We start from the raw sequence: 15669 nt of genomic DNA, 5'->3' as shown, positions 1-15669 counted from the left end.
GGCGCCGGGGCTTGGGCCTGCGCGGGTGTTCCGTCACGGCTGGCGGCGCCCGCGCATCCCACGGCACGCCACCGTGCGCGCGATCAGCGGTGGCCGCGCAGCTTCATCGCCGCCTGCCGCACCACCTCGGCCAGCAGGCGCTCGCGCTGCTGGCGTTCGCGCAGCCAGCGCGCGTCGTTGGTGCCGTGCTCCACGTCCTCGGCCAGCATCTGCACGCCGTAGGCGGCGCCCAGCGACTGCGCGTAGGGCTTCAGGCTGCGCAGCGTCTCCAGCAGGTGCTCGCGCAAGGGGCGGTGCGCACCGCTGGCCGGGTCCACGTACGCGGCCTCCAGGCCGAAGCGGCAGGCCTGGAAGCGGTTGTAGGTGTAGACCATGTAGTCGTCCTCGGCCGGCATGAAGGGCGAGGCGTCCAGGAACCAGGCGGCCAGGCACTGCACGAAGCCGGCCAGCGCGGCGGCACGGTCGATGGTCAGCGGGGTGTCGAAGACGCGGATCTCGATGGTGCCGTACTCGGGCTTGGGGCGTATGTCCCAGTAGAAATCCTTCATGCTGCGCACCACGCCGGTCCGGGTCGTCTTCTGGAAGAAGCGCTCGAAGTCGTCCCAGCGCAGCACGAAGGGCGCGCGGCCGGACATGGGGAAGGCCGAGACCGAGTTCAGGCGCGCCGAGTCGAACTGCGTGTCCTGCCCCTGCACATAGGGCGAGGAGGCCGAGAGCGCGATGCAGTGCGGGATGTAGCGCGACATGCGGTGCAGCATCAGCAGGGCGGCGTCGGGGTCCGGGCAGCCCAGGTGCACGTGCTGGCCGAACACCGTGAACTGCTTGGAGAGATAGCCGTAGAGCGCGGAGAGTTCGCGAAAGCGCGGCTTGTCGTAGATGCGCCGCTCGTGCCACTGCTGGAAGGGGTGCGTGCCGCCGCCGACCACCGCGATGTTGAGCCGGTCGGCCGCGCTCAGCAGCGCGTCGCGGATCGCCTCCAGCTCGTCGCGCGCCTGCGCCGCGCTGGTGCACACGCCGGTGGAGATCTCGATCATGCTGCTGGTCATCTCCGGCACCACGCTGCCGGGCAGGCCGGGCGATTCGGCCTCGACCAGGCGCAGCATCTCCTGGGCATAGGGGGCGAGGTCGTAGTCGTGCGTGTTGACGAGTTGCAGCTCCAGCTCCACGCCCAGCGTCAGCGGCGCCGACGCGCGGAAGGGCTCCAGCGCAGGCGGCTCGCCCGGCCCGGCGGCGGGCAGCGCGGCCGGCCTAGCCACGCAGGTCCCCCAGGCCGGGCAGCGGCTCGCCGCCCTCGGGCTGCGTGCTTTCGCCGCTGCGGTAGATGGCCACCGTGGCCAGCATCGCGCCCAGCACCTCCATCAGCAGGATCGCCGGCAGGACGATGGCCGTGACCTCCGGCCCCTGGGTCAGCGAGGTGGCGGCGTACTGCGAGGCCAGCAGCAGCGAGAGCGAGGCCATGGGCGAAAGCGCCAGCCCCACCCAGGCCGCCTGGCGCAGGCTGGTGCCGCTGCCGCGGTTGGCCAGCAGGACGCCCAGCACCTGCGCCGCGCCGCGCGCCAGCACCAGGGCCGCCACCGTGCCGGCGACCGCGTGGTTCCAGGGCGCCCGCGCCGCGACCACCGCCACCATCACGAACATCAGCAGCGTGAGCAGCGATGACGCGATGCCCAGCTGGCGTGGCCAGGACCAGGGCCGCGGATGCAGCTGCTTGAGCAGCAGCCCGCCCAGCAGGGCGGCCAGCGGCGCCGAGCCGCCCAGGTGCGCGGCCACCGCGGTGGCCGCAGCGATCAGCGCGATGAGCAGCATGGCGGTGTTCTCGCTGGCCGGGTTCATCCAGCCCAGGGCCAGCTTGAGCGCCAGCGCCAGCACGGCCGCCACCAGCAGCGACACACCCAGCACCACCGCCACCGGGACCAGCAGCTCGACCAGGGCCGTGGTGTCGCGGTGCAGCAGCCCGGTGCGTGCGTTGACCAGGGTCAGGGCGTAGAGCGCACCCAGCGTGGCGAGCGCGCCGGCCCGCTCGGTCACCGGGCCCGAGGCCCCGCTGTCGCTGGCGACCCGGCTGAACACCGCCGGCGAGGAGGCGATCGCGAGGATGCCGATGGACTCGGCGACCGAGGGCCGCACGCCCGACCAGCGCAGGGCCTGGTAGACGAAGAGGCCGGTCAGCCCGGCCGCCAGCAGGCTCTGCAGCAGCACCATGGGGTTGTGGCGCAGCCAGCGCAGGGCCAGGCGGCCACCGGCCTCGAAAAGCACCACGGACACGCCCAGCTCGATGAGGAACAGGGCGACACCGCGCAGCGGCCAGTCCAGGCCCGAGAAGCCGGCCAGCCCGGCGATGCTGCCCACGGCCGTGCAGCCCACCACCTGCGGCAGGCCGGTGTGCCGCTGCAGCAGGTGGCCGGCGGCCGCGGCCAGGGCCAGCAGCAGCGACCATTGCACGGTCGGCAGGCCGGCCGAGGGGCGCAGCCAGTCGGCCCACAGGGCCATGAGTTCGGTCATTGCGCGGCTTTCCTAGCCGGGCAATCTAAGGCTCTGCAGGCGAGCGCCGTGTAGGACGGCGCGCTGTCAGTGGAGCACGCGCTCGGTGCCGTCGCCCAGCACGAACAGCGGGATCTCGACGTCGAAGCGCTCGCCGTCCTCGGCCACGAAGAAGTAGCTGCCGTGCATGGTGCCGGTGGGCGTGCGCAGCCGGCAGCCGCTGGAGTACTGGAAGGATTCGCCCGGGCGCAGCAGCGGCTGGTGCCCGACCACGCCCAGCCCGCGCACCTCTTCCGTTTCGCCGTTGGCGTTCGCGATGTGCCAGTGCCGCGAGATCAGCTGGGCCGGCACCTCGCCGGCGTTGCTGATGGTGATCGTGTAGGCGAAGCTGTGGACCCCGCGCTCGGGCGCCGACTGCTCGGGCAGGTAGCGCGGTTCGACTTCGACACGGATCGCGTATTTGGACATGTGGCGATGCTAGCGCGCCGGGCCCGACCCCGGGCGTTCTGGGACAATCCCGGCCATGAGCACGGCCCACCGCATCGCCCCGTCCATCCTCTCTGCCGACTTCGCCCGCCTGGGCGATGAAGTGCGCAACGTGATCGCCGCCGGCGCCGACTGGATCCATTTCGACGTGATGGACAACCATTACGTGCCCAACCTGACCTTCGGGCCCATGGTCTGCCAGGCGCTGAAGAAGCATGCCGTGGCCCCGGACGGCACGCCGGTGCCCATCGACGTGCACCTGATGGTGCAGCCTGTGGATGCGCTGGCGCAGGCCTTCGCGCAGGCCGGCGCCGACTACATCAGCTTCCACCCGGACGCGTCCACCCACGTGCACCGCAGCGTGCAGGCCATCCGCGCCGCGGGCTGCAAGCCGGGCCTGGTGTTCAACCCCGGCGCGCCGGTCGACGTGCTCGACTGGATGCTGGAGGACATCGACCTGGTGCTCATCATGAGCGTGAACCCGGGCTTCGGCGGCCAGGGCTTCATCGACTCGGCGCTGCGCAAGATCGAGCAGGTGCGAAAGCGCATCGATGCCAGCGGCCGCGACATCCGGCTCGAGGTCGACGGCGGCGTCAAGGTCGACAACATCGCGCGCGTGGCCGCCGCCGGTGCCGACACCTTCGTGGCCGGCAGCGCGATTTTCGGCCAGGCCGACTACGCCAAGGTCATCTCGGCCATGCGGGCCGAACTGGCCGGCTGAGCGGCGCTCAAGCCTGCCGGGCCGGCCCGGCGCCCGCGGCGTGGCCGGGCAACTTCAGCCGCCGCCTCAGGCGCCCGTGTCGCCGTCCCTGAGCTTGCGGTAGCTGGCGTCGGACTCCTCGCCGCGGCTGGTGTCGCTGCGGCCGGCTTCCAGGTCCTGCTGGGCCTGGCGGCCCAGGGGCCGCATCGACGGCGCGTCCGCAGCCTGGCTGTGGCCCGACTCGTCGCGCTCGGCCGGCACCTGCGGCACGCTTTCCTGCTTCTCCCCCTGCTGCCGCTCGGTGCGCGGCTGCTTGGGGCTCATGGGAGGCTGGCGGGGGTCTTTCATGCGTCAATGGTTGCCAGCGCCGCGCGCGGCCGGGGTAGGACGCGGCACGGTCGCGCTGTAGTCGGCCGCCGGGCCCGGGGCCCGCGGCGGCGGGCGTGGGCGCTTTCCTACGGCGGCCGCCGGCCCCCGACTACGAACGCCGCGGCGGCCCGACGACGGGCCGCGCCCATGAGCTTGCGTACGCTGGGCCGATTCAGCCATTGCAGGAAGGCCGCAGCATCACCATGGCACAGTCCAGGCAGGACGCCCAGCGAAAGTCACGGGCGGGCGAGAGCGTCGCCGCCAAGCACAAGCAGCTGGAGGCCTTCGCGCAATCGGCGGACTCGCAGCTGACGACCAACCACGGCGTCACCATCCCGGACAACCACAACTCGCTCAAGGCGGGCCCGCGCGGGCCCACCCTGCTCGAGGACTTCATCCTGCAGGAGAAGCTTTCGCACTTCGCGCAGGAGCGCATTCCCGAGCGGGTGGTGTACGCGCGCGGCTGCGCGGCCCATGGCTACTTCGAGCTGGTGCGGCCCATGGTGGACTTCACGCGGGCCGACTTCCTGCAGGAGGTGGGCAGCCGCACGCCGGTGTTCGTGCGCTTTTCAAACCTCACCGGCGCGCGCGGGTCCGCCGACACGGTGCGCGATGCGCGCGGCTTCGCCGTCAAGTTCTACACCCGCGAGGGCAACTTCGACCTGGTGGGCAGCAGCTTCCCGGTGGCCTTCGTGCAGGACGCGATGAAGTACCCGGACTTCATCCACGCCCTGCAGGGCGAGGCCGGCAACGACATTCCCCAGGCCAGCAGCGCGCACGACACCTTCTGGGACTTCGCCTCGTTGATGCCCGAGACCACGCATGCGCTGATGTGGCTGATGTCCGACCACGCGCTGCCGCGCAGCCTGCGCATGATGGCGGGCTTCGGCGTGCACACCTTCCGGCTGGTGAACGCGCGCGGCGCGGTGCACTGCGCGCGCTTCCTGTGGCGTCCGCGCCTGGGCCGGCACGCGCTGCTCGCCGACGAGGCGGTGAAGATCGCCGGGCGCGACCCGGACTTCCTGCGCCGCGACCTGTGGGAGAGCCTGGAGGCCGGCCAGTTTCCCGAGTGGGAGCTGACGCTGCAGCTGGTGCCGCAGGAGCGCGCGGCGAGCCTGGGCTTCGACCTGTTCGACCCGACCAAGCTGCTGCCCGAGGAGGTCGTGCAGCCCCTGGTGGTGGGCCGCCTGGTCCTGAACCGCAATCCCGACAGCTTCTTCGCCGAGACCGAGCAGGTGGCATTCCACCCCGGCCACCTGGTGCCCGGCATCGACTTCAGCGAGGACCCGCTGCTGCAGGGGCGGCTGTCGGCCTACACCCAGGCGCAGGCCTGGCGGCTGTCCGGTCCCAAACACCACGAGCTGCCGATCAACCGCAGCCTCTGCCCGGTGCACAACTTCCAGCGCGGCGGCGCCAACCGCCTGCAGGTGAACAAGGGTCCCGTGGCCTACGAGCCCAACTCGCTCGCCACCGGGGCGGAGTTCCGCGTCGACGGCGGGCAGCAGGGCTTCCAGACCGAGGCCGTGCCGCTGGAGTCGCCCAAGCTGCGGCGGCGCAGCGCCAGCTTCGACGACCATTTCAGCCAGGCCTCGTTCTTCTGGAACAGCCAGGGGCCGACCGAGAAGGAACACATCGTCGCCGCCTTCTTGCACGAGCTGACCCAGGTCACGGTGCAGGGCGTGCGCCAGCGCGTGGTGGACAACCTGGCGCACGTCGATTCGCGCCTCGCGCGCAAGCTGGCCGAAGGCCTGGGCCTGCCACCGCCCGACCCCAAGGCGGCAGCCGGCCGGGCCGGGTTCCGTGACGGCCGCCACAAGCTGCCGATCGAGGCCGCGCCCTCCCTCAGCATCGAGGCCGCCGTGCCCACCGGCAGCCCGCAGCTGGCGGGCCGGCGCGTCGCCGTGCTGGTGGCCAGCGGCGTGGAGGTGGGCGCGATGCGTGTGATCCAGCAGGCCTTGCAGGACGCGGGCGCGAGCTGCAGCGTGCTGGGCGAGCGCCTGGGCAGCGTGGCCACTGCGTCGGGGCAGCAGCTGGCCGTCACGCAGAACTTCCAGTTCACGCCCTCGGTGCTGTTCGATGCGGTGCTGGTGCCGGGTGGGCCCTCCAGCGTGGAGGCACTGGCGGCCAGCGGCGACGCGCTGCATTTCGTGCTCGAAGCCTACCGGCACGGCAAGCCCCTGTGCCTGATCGGCGAGGCGGTGACCTTGCTCGCGTCGCTGGGCGTGGCCGCCGACGGCGCCGGCGTGCCCGGGCTGGTGGTGGGCCGCAACGAGCCGCCCGCGCGCGCGCAGCTGGCCCAGGACTTCCTCGCGGCGATGGCCCGGCACAGGCACTGGGGCCGTCCTGGCGTGGCGTCGCTGGCCGCCTGAGCCTCGCGCGCCGGGGCCGCCGCGCATCGGCCTGTTCCTACGCCCCGCGTCCCCCATGACCGACCCCACGGTGCCATCCCCCGGTCCTCAATAGCGACCTGTGGCCGGCGCGGTGCCGGTCGCTAGACACCGTTTCATCCAAGGAGATCACAGATGGCATCGAACAACCAAGGCAACCACAACCAGGGCGGCAACCAGGGCGGCAGCTCCAACCGCGGCTTCGCCTCCATGGACCCGGATCGCCAGCGCGAGATCGCCAGCGAAGGCGGGAAGGCGGCCCACGAGAAGGGCACGGCCCACGAGTTCAGCTCCGAGGAAGCCCGCGAAGCCGGCAGCAAGGGCGGCAAGGCGGCCCATGAAAAGGGCACGGCCCACGAGTTCACGTCCGAGGAAGCGCGCGAGGCCGGCAGCAAGGGCGGCCAGGCCAGCCACGGCGGTGGCAACCGCGGCGGCAACCAAGGCGGCAACCAGGGTGGCAACCACGGCGGCGGCAACCGCCGCTGACCCGGCCTGGACCCGGAACGGCGGCGCGAGCCGCCGCCCGGGCCGCACCCTGAAGGAGGCGCCGAGGCGCCTCCTTTTTCTTGGGCCGGGTTAGCATCGCGCCCCGTGCAGCTTCCCTTCACCCCCCGATTCCCAGTCCAGGCCGCGATCGTCGACCTGGACGGCACCCTGGTCGACACCCTGGGCGATTTCCACGCGGCGCTGGCCGCGACGCTCGCCGAGCTGGGCCTGCCGCCGCTGGGCCGCGAGGCCATCGCACGCCTGGTGGGCAAGGGCTCGGAGCACCTGATACGCGCCGTGCTGGCCGAGGTGCACGCCGACCCGGGGCTGTACGAAGCGGCCTGGCCGGCCTACCAGCGGCACTACCTCGCGATCAACGGGCGGCACGCCAGCGTCTACCCCGGCGTGCCGCAGGGCCTGCGGGCCATGCGTGCCGCGGGCTGGAAGCTGGCCTGCCTGACCAACAAGCCGCTGGGCTTCGCCCGGCCGCTGCTGGCCCACACGGGGCTTCTGGACAGCTTCGACCATGTCTTCGGCGGCGATTCGTTCGAGCGCAAGAAGCCCGACCCGCTGCCGCTGCTGCGCACCTGCGAAGCGCTGGGTTCGCAGCCCGCACGCACGCTGATGGTGGGCGACTCCAGCAACGACGCGGCCGCCGCGCGGGCGGCCGGCTGCCCGGTGCTGCTGGTGACCTACGGCTACAACCACGGCCAGCCCGCGCGCGAGGTGGACGCCGACGCCTGGGTCGACAGCCTCGCCGAGCTGGCGGCGCTCAGCCCAGGTTGATGTTGGCGTAGTTCTGCTCGCCCAGCAGCGCCTTCTCCAGCGTGGAGTCCGCCGGCTTCGGGCCGAACCAGATCTTGAACATCATGGCGCTGAATTCGGGCTCGCGGAACATCTCGCCCTGCTGCTTGCCGCGGTAGCTGATCGCCAGGCCCTGGCCCGGCACGTAGTCCACCAGCACGGTTTCGCCCTTGGAGAACTGGTGCACGTCGGCAAAGATCTGGCCCATGCGGATCACCGCGCCGATGGCGTGGGAAAACTCCTGCCGCGTGGTGTTCTCCTCGATCGCCCGGCTGAAGAGGCGCCCGAAGTCGTCCCCGCTGATGTCACGCAGTGCCACCAGCTGCAGGCGCTTGGGCAGCTGGGGATTGAGGACATCCTCGGCGCGGGTCACCTTGCGTGGCGTGTACAGGCCGGCGGCATAGACCTTGATGACGGTCTTGAAGCGCACGCCCGCGCCATTGAGTTGCAGCTTCTGGCTGCCCAGGCTGACCTCGGGCTCGAACCGTGCGCCCGCCAGCGTGGTCTGGGCCGAGGCCCCGAACGCCAGGGCCATGCCCACCAGGGCCGCCGCGGCCCCTCGCTTCCATCCCACCATCGACTGCTCCATCCAAAAGCTTGCGGATGGGCCGATTCTTCCGCGAGGCCCGGCCGAAGGCAATCCCATTCGCGACGGTTTGCTACACTGGCCGCCTATGTTCATCCACCGCACGGACATCACGGGTCGCAGCGACCGGGGAGCCTGGCCCTGGCGCCAGCCTGTCCAGTTGCGCAGCTGAGAATCGCGCGGGCAAGGCACCCGCGCACCGCGCCTCCCCACGGGGGGCTTCTCGTCGAATCCCGCGGCCCCTGGTCGGCCGCCGAGCTTGTGGAGGCTCACTCTTGATCACCGAACTGGAATTCAAGAGCCTTGCGTCGCAGGGCTACAACCGCATCCCGCTGATCGCCGAGGCGTTCGCGGACCTCGAAACCCCGCTCTCGCTGTACCTGAAGCTCGCCCATGCGCGCGACGGCGGCCGCCACAGCTTCCTGCTGGAATCGGTGGTCGGCGGCGAGCGCTTCGGCCGCTACAGCTTCATCGGCCTGCCGGCGCGCACGCTGCTGCGCGCCAGCGGCTTCGGCGAGGCGGCCCGCACCGAGGTCGTGACCGACGGCCACGTGGTCGAGACGGCCACCGGCAACCCGCTGGACTTCATCGAGGCCTACCAGAAGCGCTTCAAGGTGGCGCTGCGGCCCGGCCTGCCGCGCTTTTGCGGTGGCCTGGCCGGCTACTTCGGCTACGACACGGTGCGCTACATCGAGAAGAAGCTCGAGGAGAGCTGCCCGCCCGACACCCTGGGCTGTCCCGACATCCTGCTGCTGCAGTGCGAGGAGCTGGCGGTCATCGACAACCTCTCGGGCAAGCTCTACCTCATCGTCTACGCCGACCCGGGCCAGCCCGAGGCCTACGGCCGCGGCAAGCGCCGCCTGCGCGAGCTCAAGGACCTGCTGAAGTACTCGGTCAGCGCCCCCGTGCTGCGGCAGACCGAAAGCCACCCCTGCGAGCGAGAGTTCGCCAAGGCCGACTACCTGAAGGCCGTCGAGCGCGCCAAGGAGCTGATCGCCGCCGGCGACTTCATGCAGGTGCAGGTGGGCCAGCGCCTGAAGAAGCGCTACACCGAATCGCCGCTGTCGCTGTACCGCGCGCTGCGCTCGCTGAACCCCAGCCCCTACATGTACTACTACCACTTCGGCGAGTTCCACGTGGTGGGTGCGTCGCCGGAGATCCTGGTGCGGCAGGAGCAGGTGCCCGAGGGCCAGAAGGTCACCATCCGGCCGCTGGCCGGCACCCGGCCGCGCGGCAATTCGCCCGAGCACGACAAGGCCGTCGAGAAAGAGCTGGTGGCCGACCCCAAGGAGCGGGCCGAGCACGTGATGCTGATCGACCTGGCGCGCAACGACATCGGCCGCATCGCCCAGACCGGCAGCGTGAAGGTGACCGAAGCCTTCGCGGTGGAACGCTACAGCCACGTGATGCACATCGTGAGCAACGTGGAAGGCCTCCTCAACGAGGGCATGAGCGCCATGGACGTGCTGCGCGCCACCTTCCCGGCCGGCACGCTCTCCGGCGCGCCCAAGGTGCATGCGATGGAGCTGATCGACCAGCTGGAGCCGAACAAGCGCGGCCTCTACGGCGGCGCCTGCGGCTACCTGAGCTACGCGGGCGACATGGACCTGGCGATCGCCATCCGCACCGGCATCGTGAAGGACCAGATGCTCTACGTACAGGCCGCGGCCGGCGTGGTCGCCGATTCCGTGCCTGAGCTGGAATGGAAGGAGACCGAGGCCAAGGCGCGCGCCCTGGTGCGCGCGTCCGAGCTGGTCGAGGAGGGCCTGGAATGAACGCCCATCCCAAGCTGTTGATGATCGACAACTACGACAGCTTCACCTTCAACCTGGTGCAGTACTTCGCCGAGCTGGGCGCGCAGGTCGAGGTGTTCCGCAACGACGAGATCGACCTCGCCGGCGTGGCGGCCCGCGCGCCGGACCTGCTGGTGGTGTCGCCCGGCCCCTGCTCGCCGGCCGAGGCCGGCATCTCGGTGGCGGCGATACGCCACTTCGCCGGCAAGCTGCCCATCCTGGGCGTGTGCCTGGGCCACCAGTCCATAGGCGCGGCCTTCGGCGGCCGCATCGTGCGCGCCCAGCAGCTGATGCATGGCAAGACCAGCGTGATCACCACCACGCAGAAGGGCGTGTTCGCCGGCCTGCCCAGGCAGTTCACCGTGAACCGCTACCACTCGCTCGCGATCGAACGCGACGCCTGCCCGCCGGTGCTGGAAACCACGGCCTGGACGGACGACGGCGAGATCATGGGCGTGCGCCACCGCGAGCTGCCGATCCAGGGCGTGCAGTTCCACCCCGAATCCATACTCACCGAGCACGGCCACGCCATGCTCAAGAACTTCCTCACCCAGGAGGCCTGACATGACGCCCGTGGACCTGCGCAGCGATACCGTCACCCAGCCCACGGCCGCCATGCGCGAGGCCATGATGGCCGCGCCCCTGGGCGACGACGTTTTCGGGGACGACCCCAGCGTCAACGCGCTGCAGGAGCGGCTGGCCGCCCTGCTGGGCTTCGAGGCCGGCCTGTTCGTGCCCACGGGCACGCAGTCCAACCTGTGCGCGGTGCTGGCGCACTGCCAGCGTGGGGACGAGTACATCACCGGCCAGCTGCACCACTGCTACCGCTGGGAAGGCGGCGGCGCCGCGGTGTTCGGCAGCGTGCAGCCGCAGCCGCTGGCGCACCAGGCCGACGGCACCCTGGCCCTGGCCGACATCGAGGCGGCCATCAAGCCCGACGATCCGCACTTCGCGCGCAGCCGGCTGCTGGCGCTGGAGAACACCCTGGGCGGCCAGCTGATGCCGCAGGCCTGGCTGGAATCGGCCACGGCGCTGGCGCGCGAGCGCGGCCTCGCCCGCCACCTGGACGGCGCTCGCCTCTTCAACGCAGCCGTGGAGCAGGCCCGCCGGCTGGGTACCGACCCGTATGCGCAGGCGCGCCGCATCGCCAGCTGCTTCGACAGCGTTTCGGTCTGCCTCAGCAAGGGCCTGGGCACGCCCGTGGGCTCGGTGCTCTGCGGCTCGCGCGAGCTGATCGCCCGCGCGCGGCGCATCCGCAAGATGGCGGGCGGCGGCATGCGCCAGGCCGGCGTGCTCGCGGCCGCGGGCTCGTACGCGCTGGAGCACCACGTCGCACGGCTGGCCGAGGACCATGCCCGGGCCCGGCGCCTGGCCGAGGGCCTGGCGGGCCTGGACGGCGTGCAGGTGCAGGCGCCGGACACCAACATCGTCTTCATCGACCTCGTCGGCGAGGCCAGGCACAAGGCCGCACACCTGCTGCCCTGGCTGGCCGAGCGCGGCGTGCTGGCCACCGGCCTGTACCGGCTGCGCTTCGTGACGCACCTGGACGTGGACGACGAAGGCATCGCCCGCGCCACGGGCTTGCTGCGCGAGTTCTTCCAGCGCGGCTGAGATGGACCTGCAGCACCTGCTCGTCTTCGTCGCGGCCGGCCTGCTGCTGAACCTCGCGCCCGGCCCGGACGTGGTCTTCATCGTCACGCAGTCCGTGCGCGGCGGCGTGCGTGCCGGCATCGCGGCGGCGGCCGGCATCACCGCCGGCTGCTTCGTCCACATCCTGGCGGCGGCGCTGGGCCTGAGCGCGCTGGTCGCGGCCTCGGCCACGGCCTTCACGGTGCTCAAGTGGGTGGGCGCGGCCTACCTGGTGTGGGTGGGCCTGAAGATGCTGCGCTCGCGCGGCCCGGCGGCGCTCGCGCAGGCCGGGGAGGGCGCCGCGTCGCCCCTGGCCCTGCGCCAGGTCTTCGTGCAGGGCTTCGGCACGAACGTGCTCAACCCCAAGGTGGCGCTCTTCTTCCTGGCCTTCCTGCCGCAGTTCATCACCCCGGCCATGCCGCACAAGACCCTGGCCTTCCTGGGCCTGGGCCTGCTGTTCAACTTCAACGCGCTGTGGGTGGACATCGGCTGGGCGCTGGCCGCCGCCTGGCTCGCGCGACGGGTCGGCGCCGTGCGCCGCGTCATGGGCGGGCTGGAGCGCGTGGCCGGCTGCATGTTCCTCGCCTTTGGCCTGAAGCTGGCCTTGACCGACAATCCCAGCGCCTGAGTTTCCCGAAAGAACCCCATGCCCATCACTCCGCAGGAAGCGCTTCAGCGCACCATCGAGCACCGCGAGATCTTCCACGACGAGATGCTCAGGATCATGCGCATGATCATGAGCGGCGAGCTCTCGCCCGTCATGACGGCGGCCCTGGTCACCGGCCTGCGCGTGAAGAAGGAGACCATCGGCGAGATCACCGCGGCGGCCCAGGTCATGCGCGAGTTCTCCACCAAGGTGGACGTGGCCGACCGCAGCCACCTGGTGGACATCGTGGGTACCGGCGGCGACGGCTCGCACACCTTCAACATCTCCACCTGCGCCATGTTCGTGGCCGCGGCCGCGGGGGCCAAGGTCAGCAAGCACGGCGGACGCAGCGTTTCCAGCAAGAGCGGCAGCGCCGACGTGCTGGAGAGCCTGGGCGTCAACATCAACCTGCCGCCCGCCGCGATCTCGCGCTGCATCGCCGAAACCGGCATCGGCTTCATGTTCGCGCCCAACCACCATCCGGCCATGAAGAACGTGGCCCCGGTGCGCAAGGAGCTGGGCGTGCGCACCATCTTCAACATCCTGGGCCCGCTGACCAACCCGGCCGGCGCCCCCAACATCCTGATGGGGGTGTTCCACCCCGACCTGGTCGGCATCCAGGTGCGCGCGCTGCAGCGCCTGGGCGCCGAGCACGCGCTGGTGGTCTACGGCCGCGACGGCATGGACGAGGTGAGCCTGGGCGCGGCCACGCTGGTCGGCGAGCTGCGCAAGGGCGAGATCACCGAATACGAGGTGCATCCCGAGGACTTCGGCTTCGCCATGGCCAGCAACCGCAGCTTCAAGGTCGAGACGCCCGAGCAGTCGCGCGACCTCCTGCGGGCCGTGCTGGACGACCAGCCCGGCCCGGCGCGCGACATCGTGCTGCTCAACGCCGGCGCGGCGCTGTACGCCGCCGACGTGGCCGCCTCCATCGCCGACGGCATCGCCCGGGCGCGCGAGGTGCTGGCCTCGGGCGCGGCGCGCGAGCGACTGGCGCAGCTGGTGGCCTTCACCCAGAAGGCGGCGGGCTGATCATGTCGGACATCCTGAACAAGATCGTCGCCGTCAAGCACGAGGAAGTCGCGGCGGCGAAGAAGAAGGTTCCGCTGGCGGCCATGCGCGCCGATGCCGAGAGCCGCGTGCTCACGCGGGACTTCGTCGGCGCCATGCGCGCGAAGATCGCCGCCGGCCACAGCGCCGTCATCGCCGAGGTCAAGAAGGCCAGCCCCAGCAAGGGCGTGCTGCGCGAGGACTTCATCCCCGCCGACATCGCGCAGTCCTATGCCGAGGCCGGCGCGGCCTGCCTGTCGGTGCTGACGGACCGCCAGTTCTTCCAGGGCCAGCCGGATTACCTCAAGCAGGCGCGCGCCTCCTGCCCGCTGCCGGTGCTGCGCAAGGACTTCATGGTCGACGCCTACCAGGTCTACGAGTCGCGGGCCATGGGCGCCGACTGCATCCTGCTCATCGCGGCCTGCCTGGACGATGCGCAGATGGCGGAGCTGGAGGCCATCGCCCGCAGCCTGGACATGGCCGTGCTGGTCGAGGTGCACGACCGCGAGGAGCTGGGCCGCGCGCTCAAGCTCAAGACGCCGCTGCTGGGCATCAACAACCGCAACCTGCGCACCTTCGAGGTGTCGCTGGAGACCACGCTGGGCATGCTGGGTGACGTGCCGGCGGACCGCCTGGTGGTGACCGAATCGGGCATCCTGCAGCGCGAGGACGTGCAGCGCATGCGCGACGCCGGCGTGCATGCCTTCCTCGTGGGCGAGGCCTTCATGCGGGCGCCCGACCCGGGCGAGGCCCTGGCCCGCCTGTTCGCCGGATGAGCGAGCGGCTGCGCAGCTGGCCGCCGCAGCGCTGGACGGTGGCCGAGGGCTGGCAGCCGGTGCTCGACGCCTTCTTCGCCACGGCCCAGGGGCATGCGCTCTCGCATTTCCTGCGCGAGCGGCTGGCGCAGGGCGCGGTGGTCTACCCGCCGCAACCCTTGCGCGCGCTCGAGCTGACGCCCCTGCCGCAGGTGCGGGCGGTGGTGCTGGGCCAGGACCCCTACCATGGGCCGGGCCAGGCGGAGGGGCTGGCGTTTTCGGTGGCCGCCGGCGTGCGCCTGCCGCCCTCGCTGCGCAACATCTACGCCGAGCTGTACGGCGACAGGTCGGCCTGGCCCGGCCATGGCAGCCTGGCCGACTGGGCCCGGCGGGGGGTGCTGCTGCTCAACACCAGCCTGACGGTGGAGGACGGCCAGCCCGGCAGCCACGCCAAGAAGGGCTGGGAGCAGCTCACCGACGCCCTGCTGGAGCGCGTGGCCGCCACGGCCTCCCCCTGCGTGTACCTGTTGTGGGGCGCCCATGCCCAGGCCAAGGCGCCGCTGATCGCCCGTGTCGCCGCGGCGCACGGGCGCGACACGCTCATCCTGCAGGCCAACCACCCGTCGCCGCTGTCGGCCCGCCGGCCGCCGGTGCCCTTCCTGGGCAGCGGGCACTTCCGCCAGGCTGGGCAGTGGCTGGCCGAGCGCGGCGTTCCGTCGGTGTTCGGCTGAGCGGCGGGCCGGGCGCCCCGGCGGCCGCCACGGACGCCGAGGAGCAGGGCCATGCGCCGGGCCGGGCGGCATCCGTGCGATGATGGCGGCCCTCGCCGTGTGGCGGGTTTGCGGCGCCGCGCGTTCGGCCAAAAAGTTCAGCCACCTGAGGCGACTGTCGCAAAACCGTGCTATATTTCGAGGTTCGCCGGAGGGGTGCCCGAGTGGCTAAAGGGGGCAGACTGTAAATCTGTTGGCTTACGCCTACGCTGGTTCGAATCCAGCCTCCTCCACCACCTTCCTTGGGAAGGGGTCAGGCGATGAATTTGAAGGTTTGAAGGAAGCACGAAGCAGGCAACTGTCGAGCTTGAGCGGTCTGGAAGGGGTGTCCCGTCCGGCCCGAGGCGGGAGTAGTTCAATGGTAGAACCCCAGCCTTCCAAGCTGATGACGCGGGTTCGATTCCCGTCTCCCGCTCCAGCGGCAGGCTTCGCGTGATGGTTTCAAGCCCTTGTGGCTCAGTGGTAGAGCACTCCCTTGGTAAGGGAGAGGTCGCGGGTCCGATTCCCGCCAAGGGCACCAACTTTGTGGGGCGTCACGAGCGCCCCTTGATGCAAAAGGCGGCAGCGCCTTCGTTGAACGTTACTTTTCGGAGTGTCGACAAATGGCAAAAGGCAAGTTTGAGCGGACCAAGCCGCACGTGAACGTGGGCACGATCGGCCACGTGGACCATGGCAAGACGACGCTGACGGCGGCCATCACCACGATCCTGGCGTCCAAGTTCGGTGG

Annotated in this window: 17 protein-coding genes and 3 tRNA genes; 15 read left to right on the top strand and 5 right to left on the bottom strand. The window is 71.0% G+C overall.

Annotation, left to right across the window (positions count from 1 at the left end; translation table 11 throughout):
- Nucleotides 1-83 precede the first annotated feature (83 nt).
- The 3 genes from IM725_RS07510 to apaG all read right to left on the bottom strand — a co-directional run bounded on the left by IM725_RS07510 (nt 84) and on the right by apaG (nt 2949).
- Complete coding sequence (locus tag IM725_RS07510) at nt 84-1256, bottom strand: YbdK family carboxylate-amine ligase (protein WP_407692508.1); 1173 nt, start codon at nt 1254-1256, stop codon at nt 84-86.
- Entirely contained in the window at nt 1249-2502 is a 1254-nt protein-coding gene (locus IM725_RS07505) for a cation:proton antiporter domain-containing protein (protein WP_193779956.1), read from the bottom strand. The genes IM725_RS07510 and IM725_RS07505 overlap by 8 nt, the downstream gene beginning before the upstream one ends.
- A 66-nt stretch (nt 2503-2568) precedes the next feature.
- The gene (gene apaG, locus IM725_RS07500) at nt 2569-2949 is read right to left on the bottom strand and encodes a Co2+/Mg2+ efflux protein ApaG (RefSeq protein WP_193779955.1); all 381 of its coding nucleotides are present in this window, start codon (nt 2947-2949) and stop codon (nt 2569-2571) included.
- Between the two features lie 55 nt (nt 2950-3004).
- Here apaG and rpe point away from each other — a divergent pair, with 55 nt between their 5' ends.
- Nucleotides 3005-3688 (top strand): ribulose-phosphate 3-epimerase, encoded by a 684-nt coding sequence (rpe, locus tag IM725_RS07495; RefSeq protein ID WP_193779954.1) that lies wholly within the window; start codon nt 3005-3007, stop codon nt 3686-3688.
- Between the two features lie 66 nt (nt 3689-3754).
- Here rpe and IM725_RS07490 read toward each other — a convergent pair whose 3' ends face one another.
- On the bottom strand, nt 3755-4015 hold the full coding sequence (locus IM725_RS07490; RefSeq protein WP_193779953.1) for a hypothetical protein: 261 nt from the start codon (nt 4013-4015) through the stop codon (nt 3755-3757).
- A gap of 224 nt (nt 4016-4239) precedes the next feature.
- Between IM725_RS07490 and IM725_RS07485 the strand changes: the two genes are divergently transcribed.
- The 3 genes from IM725_RS07485 to gph all read left to right on the top strand — a co-directional run bounded on the left by IM725_RS07485 (nt 4240) and on the right by gph (nt 7695).
- Entirely contained in the window at nt 4240-6405 is a 2166-nt protein-coding gene (locus IM725_RS07485) for a catalase (RefSeq protein ID WP_193779952.1), read from the top strand.
- A gap of 153 nt (nt 6406-6558) precedes the next feature.
- Nucleotides 6559-6909, top strand: a complete 351-nt coding sequence (locus IM725_RS07480; RefSeq protein ID WP_193779951.1) for a KGG domain-containing protein — start codon at nt 6559-6561, stop codon at nt 6907-6909.
- A gap of 105 nt (nt 6910-7014) precedes the next feature.
- Nucleotides 7015-7695 (top strand): phosphoglycolate phosphatase, encoded by a 681-nt coding sequence (gene gph, locus IM725_RS07475; RefSeq protein WP_193779950.1) that lies wholly within the window; start codon nt 7015-7017, stop codon nt 7693-7695.
- Here the strand turns inward: gph and IM725_RS07470 are convergent.
- Entirely contained in the window at nt 7682-8290 is a 609-nt protein-coding gene (locus IM725_RS07470) for a chalcone isomerase family protein (protein WP_193779949.1), read from the bottom strand. The two genes, gph and IM725_RS07470, sit on opposite strands and share 14 nt — an antisense overlap.
- A gap of 284 nt (nt 8291-8574) precedes the next feature.
- Here IM725_RS07470 and trpE point away from each other — a divergent pair, with 284 nt between their 5' ends.
- The 11 genes from trpE to IM725_RS07415 all read left to right on the top strand — a co-directional run.
- Complete coding sequence (trpE, locus tag IM725_RS07465; RefSeq protein WP_193779948.1) at nt 8575-10074, top strand: anthranilate synthase component I; 1500 nt, start codon at nt 8575-8577, stop codon at nt 10072-10074.
- Complete coding sequence (locus IM725_RS07460; RefSeq protein ID WP_227753661.1) at nt 10071-10655, top strand: anthranilate synthase component II; 585 nt, start codon at nt 10071-10073, stop codon at nt 10653-10655. Before trpE ends, IM725_RS07460 begins: the two co-directional genes overlap by 4 nt.
- A 1-nt stretch (nt 10656) precedes the next feature.
- Entirely contained in the window at nt 10657-11703 is a 1047-nt protein-coding gene (gene ltaE, locus IM725_RS07455) for a low-specificity L-threonine aldolase (protein ID WP_193779947.1), read from the top strand.
- A 1-nt stretch (nt 11704) separates the two neighbouring features.
- A complete protein-coding gene (locus IM725_RS07450) occupies nt 11705-12349 on the top strand; it encodes a LysE family translocator (RefSeq protein WP_193779946.1) in 645 nt (214 codons plus the stop codon).
- 18 nt (nt 12350-12367) lie between these two features.
- The gene (trpD, locus tag IM725_RS07445; RefSeq protein ID WP_193779945.1) at nt 12368-13399 is read left to right on the top strand and encodes an anthranilate phosphoribosyltransferase; all 1032 of its coding nucleotides are present in this window, start codon (nt 12368-12370) and stop codon (nt 13397-13399) included.
- Between the two features lie 2 nt (nt 13400-13401).
- Nucleotides 13402-14193, top strand: a complete 792-nt coding sequence (gene trpC / locus IM725_RS07440) for an indole-3-glycerol phosphate synthase TrpC (protein WP_193779944.1) — start codon at nt 13402-13404, stop codon at nt 14191-14193.
- The gene (locus tag IM725_RS07435; protein ID WP_193779943.1) at nt 14190-14903 is read left to right on the top strand and encodes a uracil-DNA glycosylase; all 714 of its coding nucleotides are present in this window, start codon (nt 14190-14192) and stop codon (nt 14901-14903) included. Before trpC ends, IM725_RS07435 begins: the two co-directional genes overlap by 4 nt.
- A gap of 189 nt (nt 14904-15092) precedes the next feature.
- Nucleotides 15093-15178: transfer RNA gene (locus tag IM725_RS07430), tRNA-Tyr, on the top strand.
- Between the two features lie 108 nt (nt 15179-15286).
- Nucleotides 15287-15360 (top strand) — tRNA-Gly (locus tag IM725_RS07425).
- Between the two features lie 27 nt (nt 15361-15387).
- Nucleotides 15388-15462: transfer RNA gene (locus IM725_RS07420), tRNA-Thr, on the top strand.
- 82 nt (nt 15463-15544) lie between these two features.
- A partial coding sequence (locus IM725_RS07415; RefSeq protein ID WP_227753662.1) for a GTP-binding protein occupies nt 15545-15669 on the top strand: 125 nt, incomplete at its 3' end.

The organism is Ramlibacter aquaticus, from assembly GCF_015159745.1.
Taxonomy (GTDB): Bacteria; Pseudomonadota; Gammaproteobacteria; order Burkholderiales; family Burkholderiaceae_C; genus Ramlibacter; species Ramlibacter aquaticus.
The sequence above is the reverse complement of the archived record's forward strand: the minus strand, read 5'-3'. Positions and strand labels throughout refer to the sequence as shown.

Excerpts from the sequence above, each read along its gene's own strand:
- IM725_RS07505 (WP_193779956.1), bottom strand. The coding sequence starts at position 2,502 with ATGACCGAACTCATGGCCCTGTGGGCCGACTGGCTGCGCCCCTCGGCC.
- apaG (WP_193779955.1), bottom strand. The coding sequence starts at position 2,949 with ATGTCCAAATACGCGATCCGTGTCGAAGTCGAACCGCGCTACCTGCCC.
- rpe (WP_193779954.1), top strand. The coding sequence starts at position 3,005 with ATGAGCACGGCCCACCGCATCGCCCCGTCCATCCTCTCTGCCGACTTC.
- IM725_RS07490 (WP_193779953.1), bottom strand. The coding sequence starts at position 4,015 with ATGAAAGACCCCCGCCAGCCTCCCATGAGCCCCAAGCAGCCGCGCACC.
- IM725_RS07485 (WP_193779952.1), top strand. The coding sequence starts at position 4,240 with ATGGCACAGTCCAGGCAGGACGCCCAGCGAAAGTCACGGGCGGGCGAG.
- IM725_RS07480 (WP_193779951.1), top strand. The coding sequence starts at position 6,559 with ATGGCATCGAACAACCAAGGCAACCACAACCAGGGCGGCAACCAGGGC.
- IM725_RS07470 (WP_193779949.1), bottom strand. The coding sequence starts at position 8,290 with ATGGTGGGATGGAAGCGAGGGGCCGCGGCGGCCCTGGTGGGCATGGCC.
- IM725_RS07460 (WP_227753661.1), top strand. The coding sequence starts at position 10,071 with ATGAACGCCCATCCCAAGCTGTTGATGATCGACAACTACGACAGCTTC.
- ltaE (WP_193779947.1), top strand. The coding sequence starts at position 10,657 with ATGACGCCCGTGGACCTGCGCAGCGATACCGTCACCCAGCCCACGGCC.
- IM725_RS07450 (WP_193779946.1), top strand. The coding sequence starts at position 11,705 with ATGGACCTGCAGCACCTGCTCGTCTTCGTCGCGGCCGGCCTGCTGCTG.
- trpD (WP_193779945.1), top strand. The coding sequence starts at position 12,368 with ATGCCCATCACTCCGCAGGAAGCGCTTCAGCGCACCATCGAGCACCGC.
- trpC (WP_193779944.1), top strand. The coding sequence starts at position 13,402 with ATGTCGGACATCCTGAACAAGATCGTCGCCGTCAAGCACGAGGAAGTC.
- IM725_RS07435 (WP_193779943.1), top strand. The coding sequence starts at position 14,190 with ATGAGCGAGCGGCTGCGCAGCTGGCCGCCGCAGCGCTGGACGGTGGCC.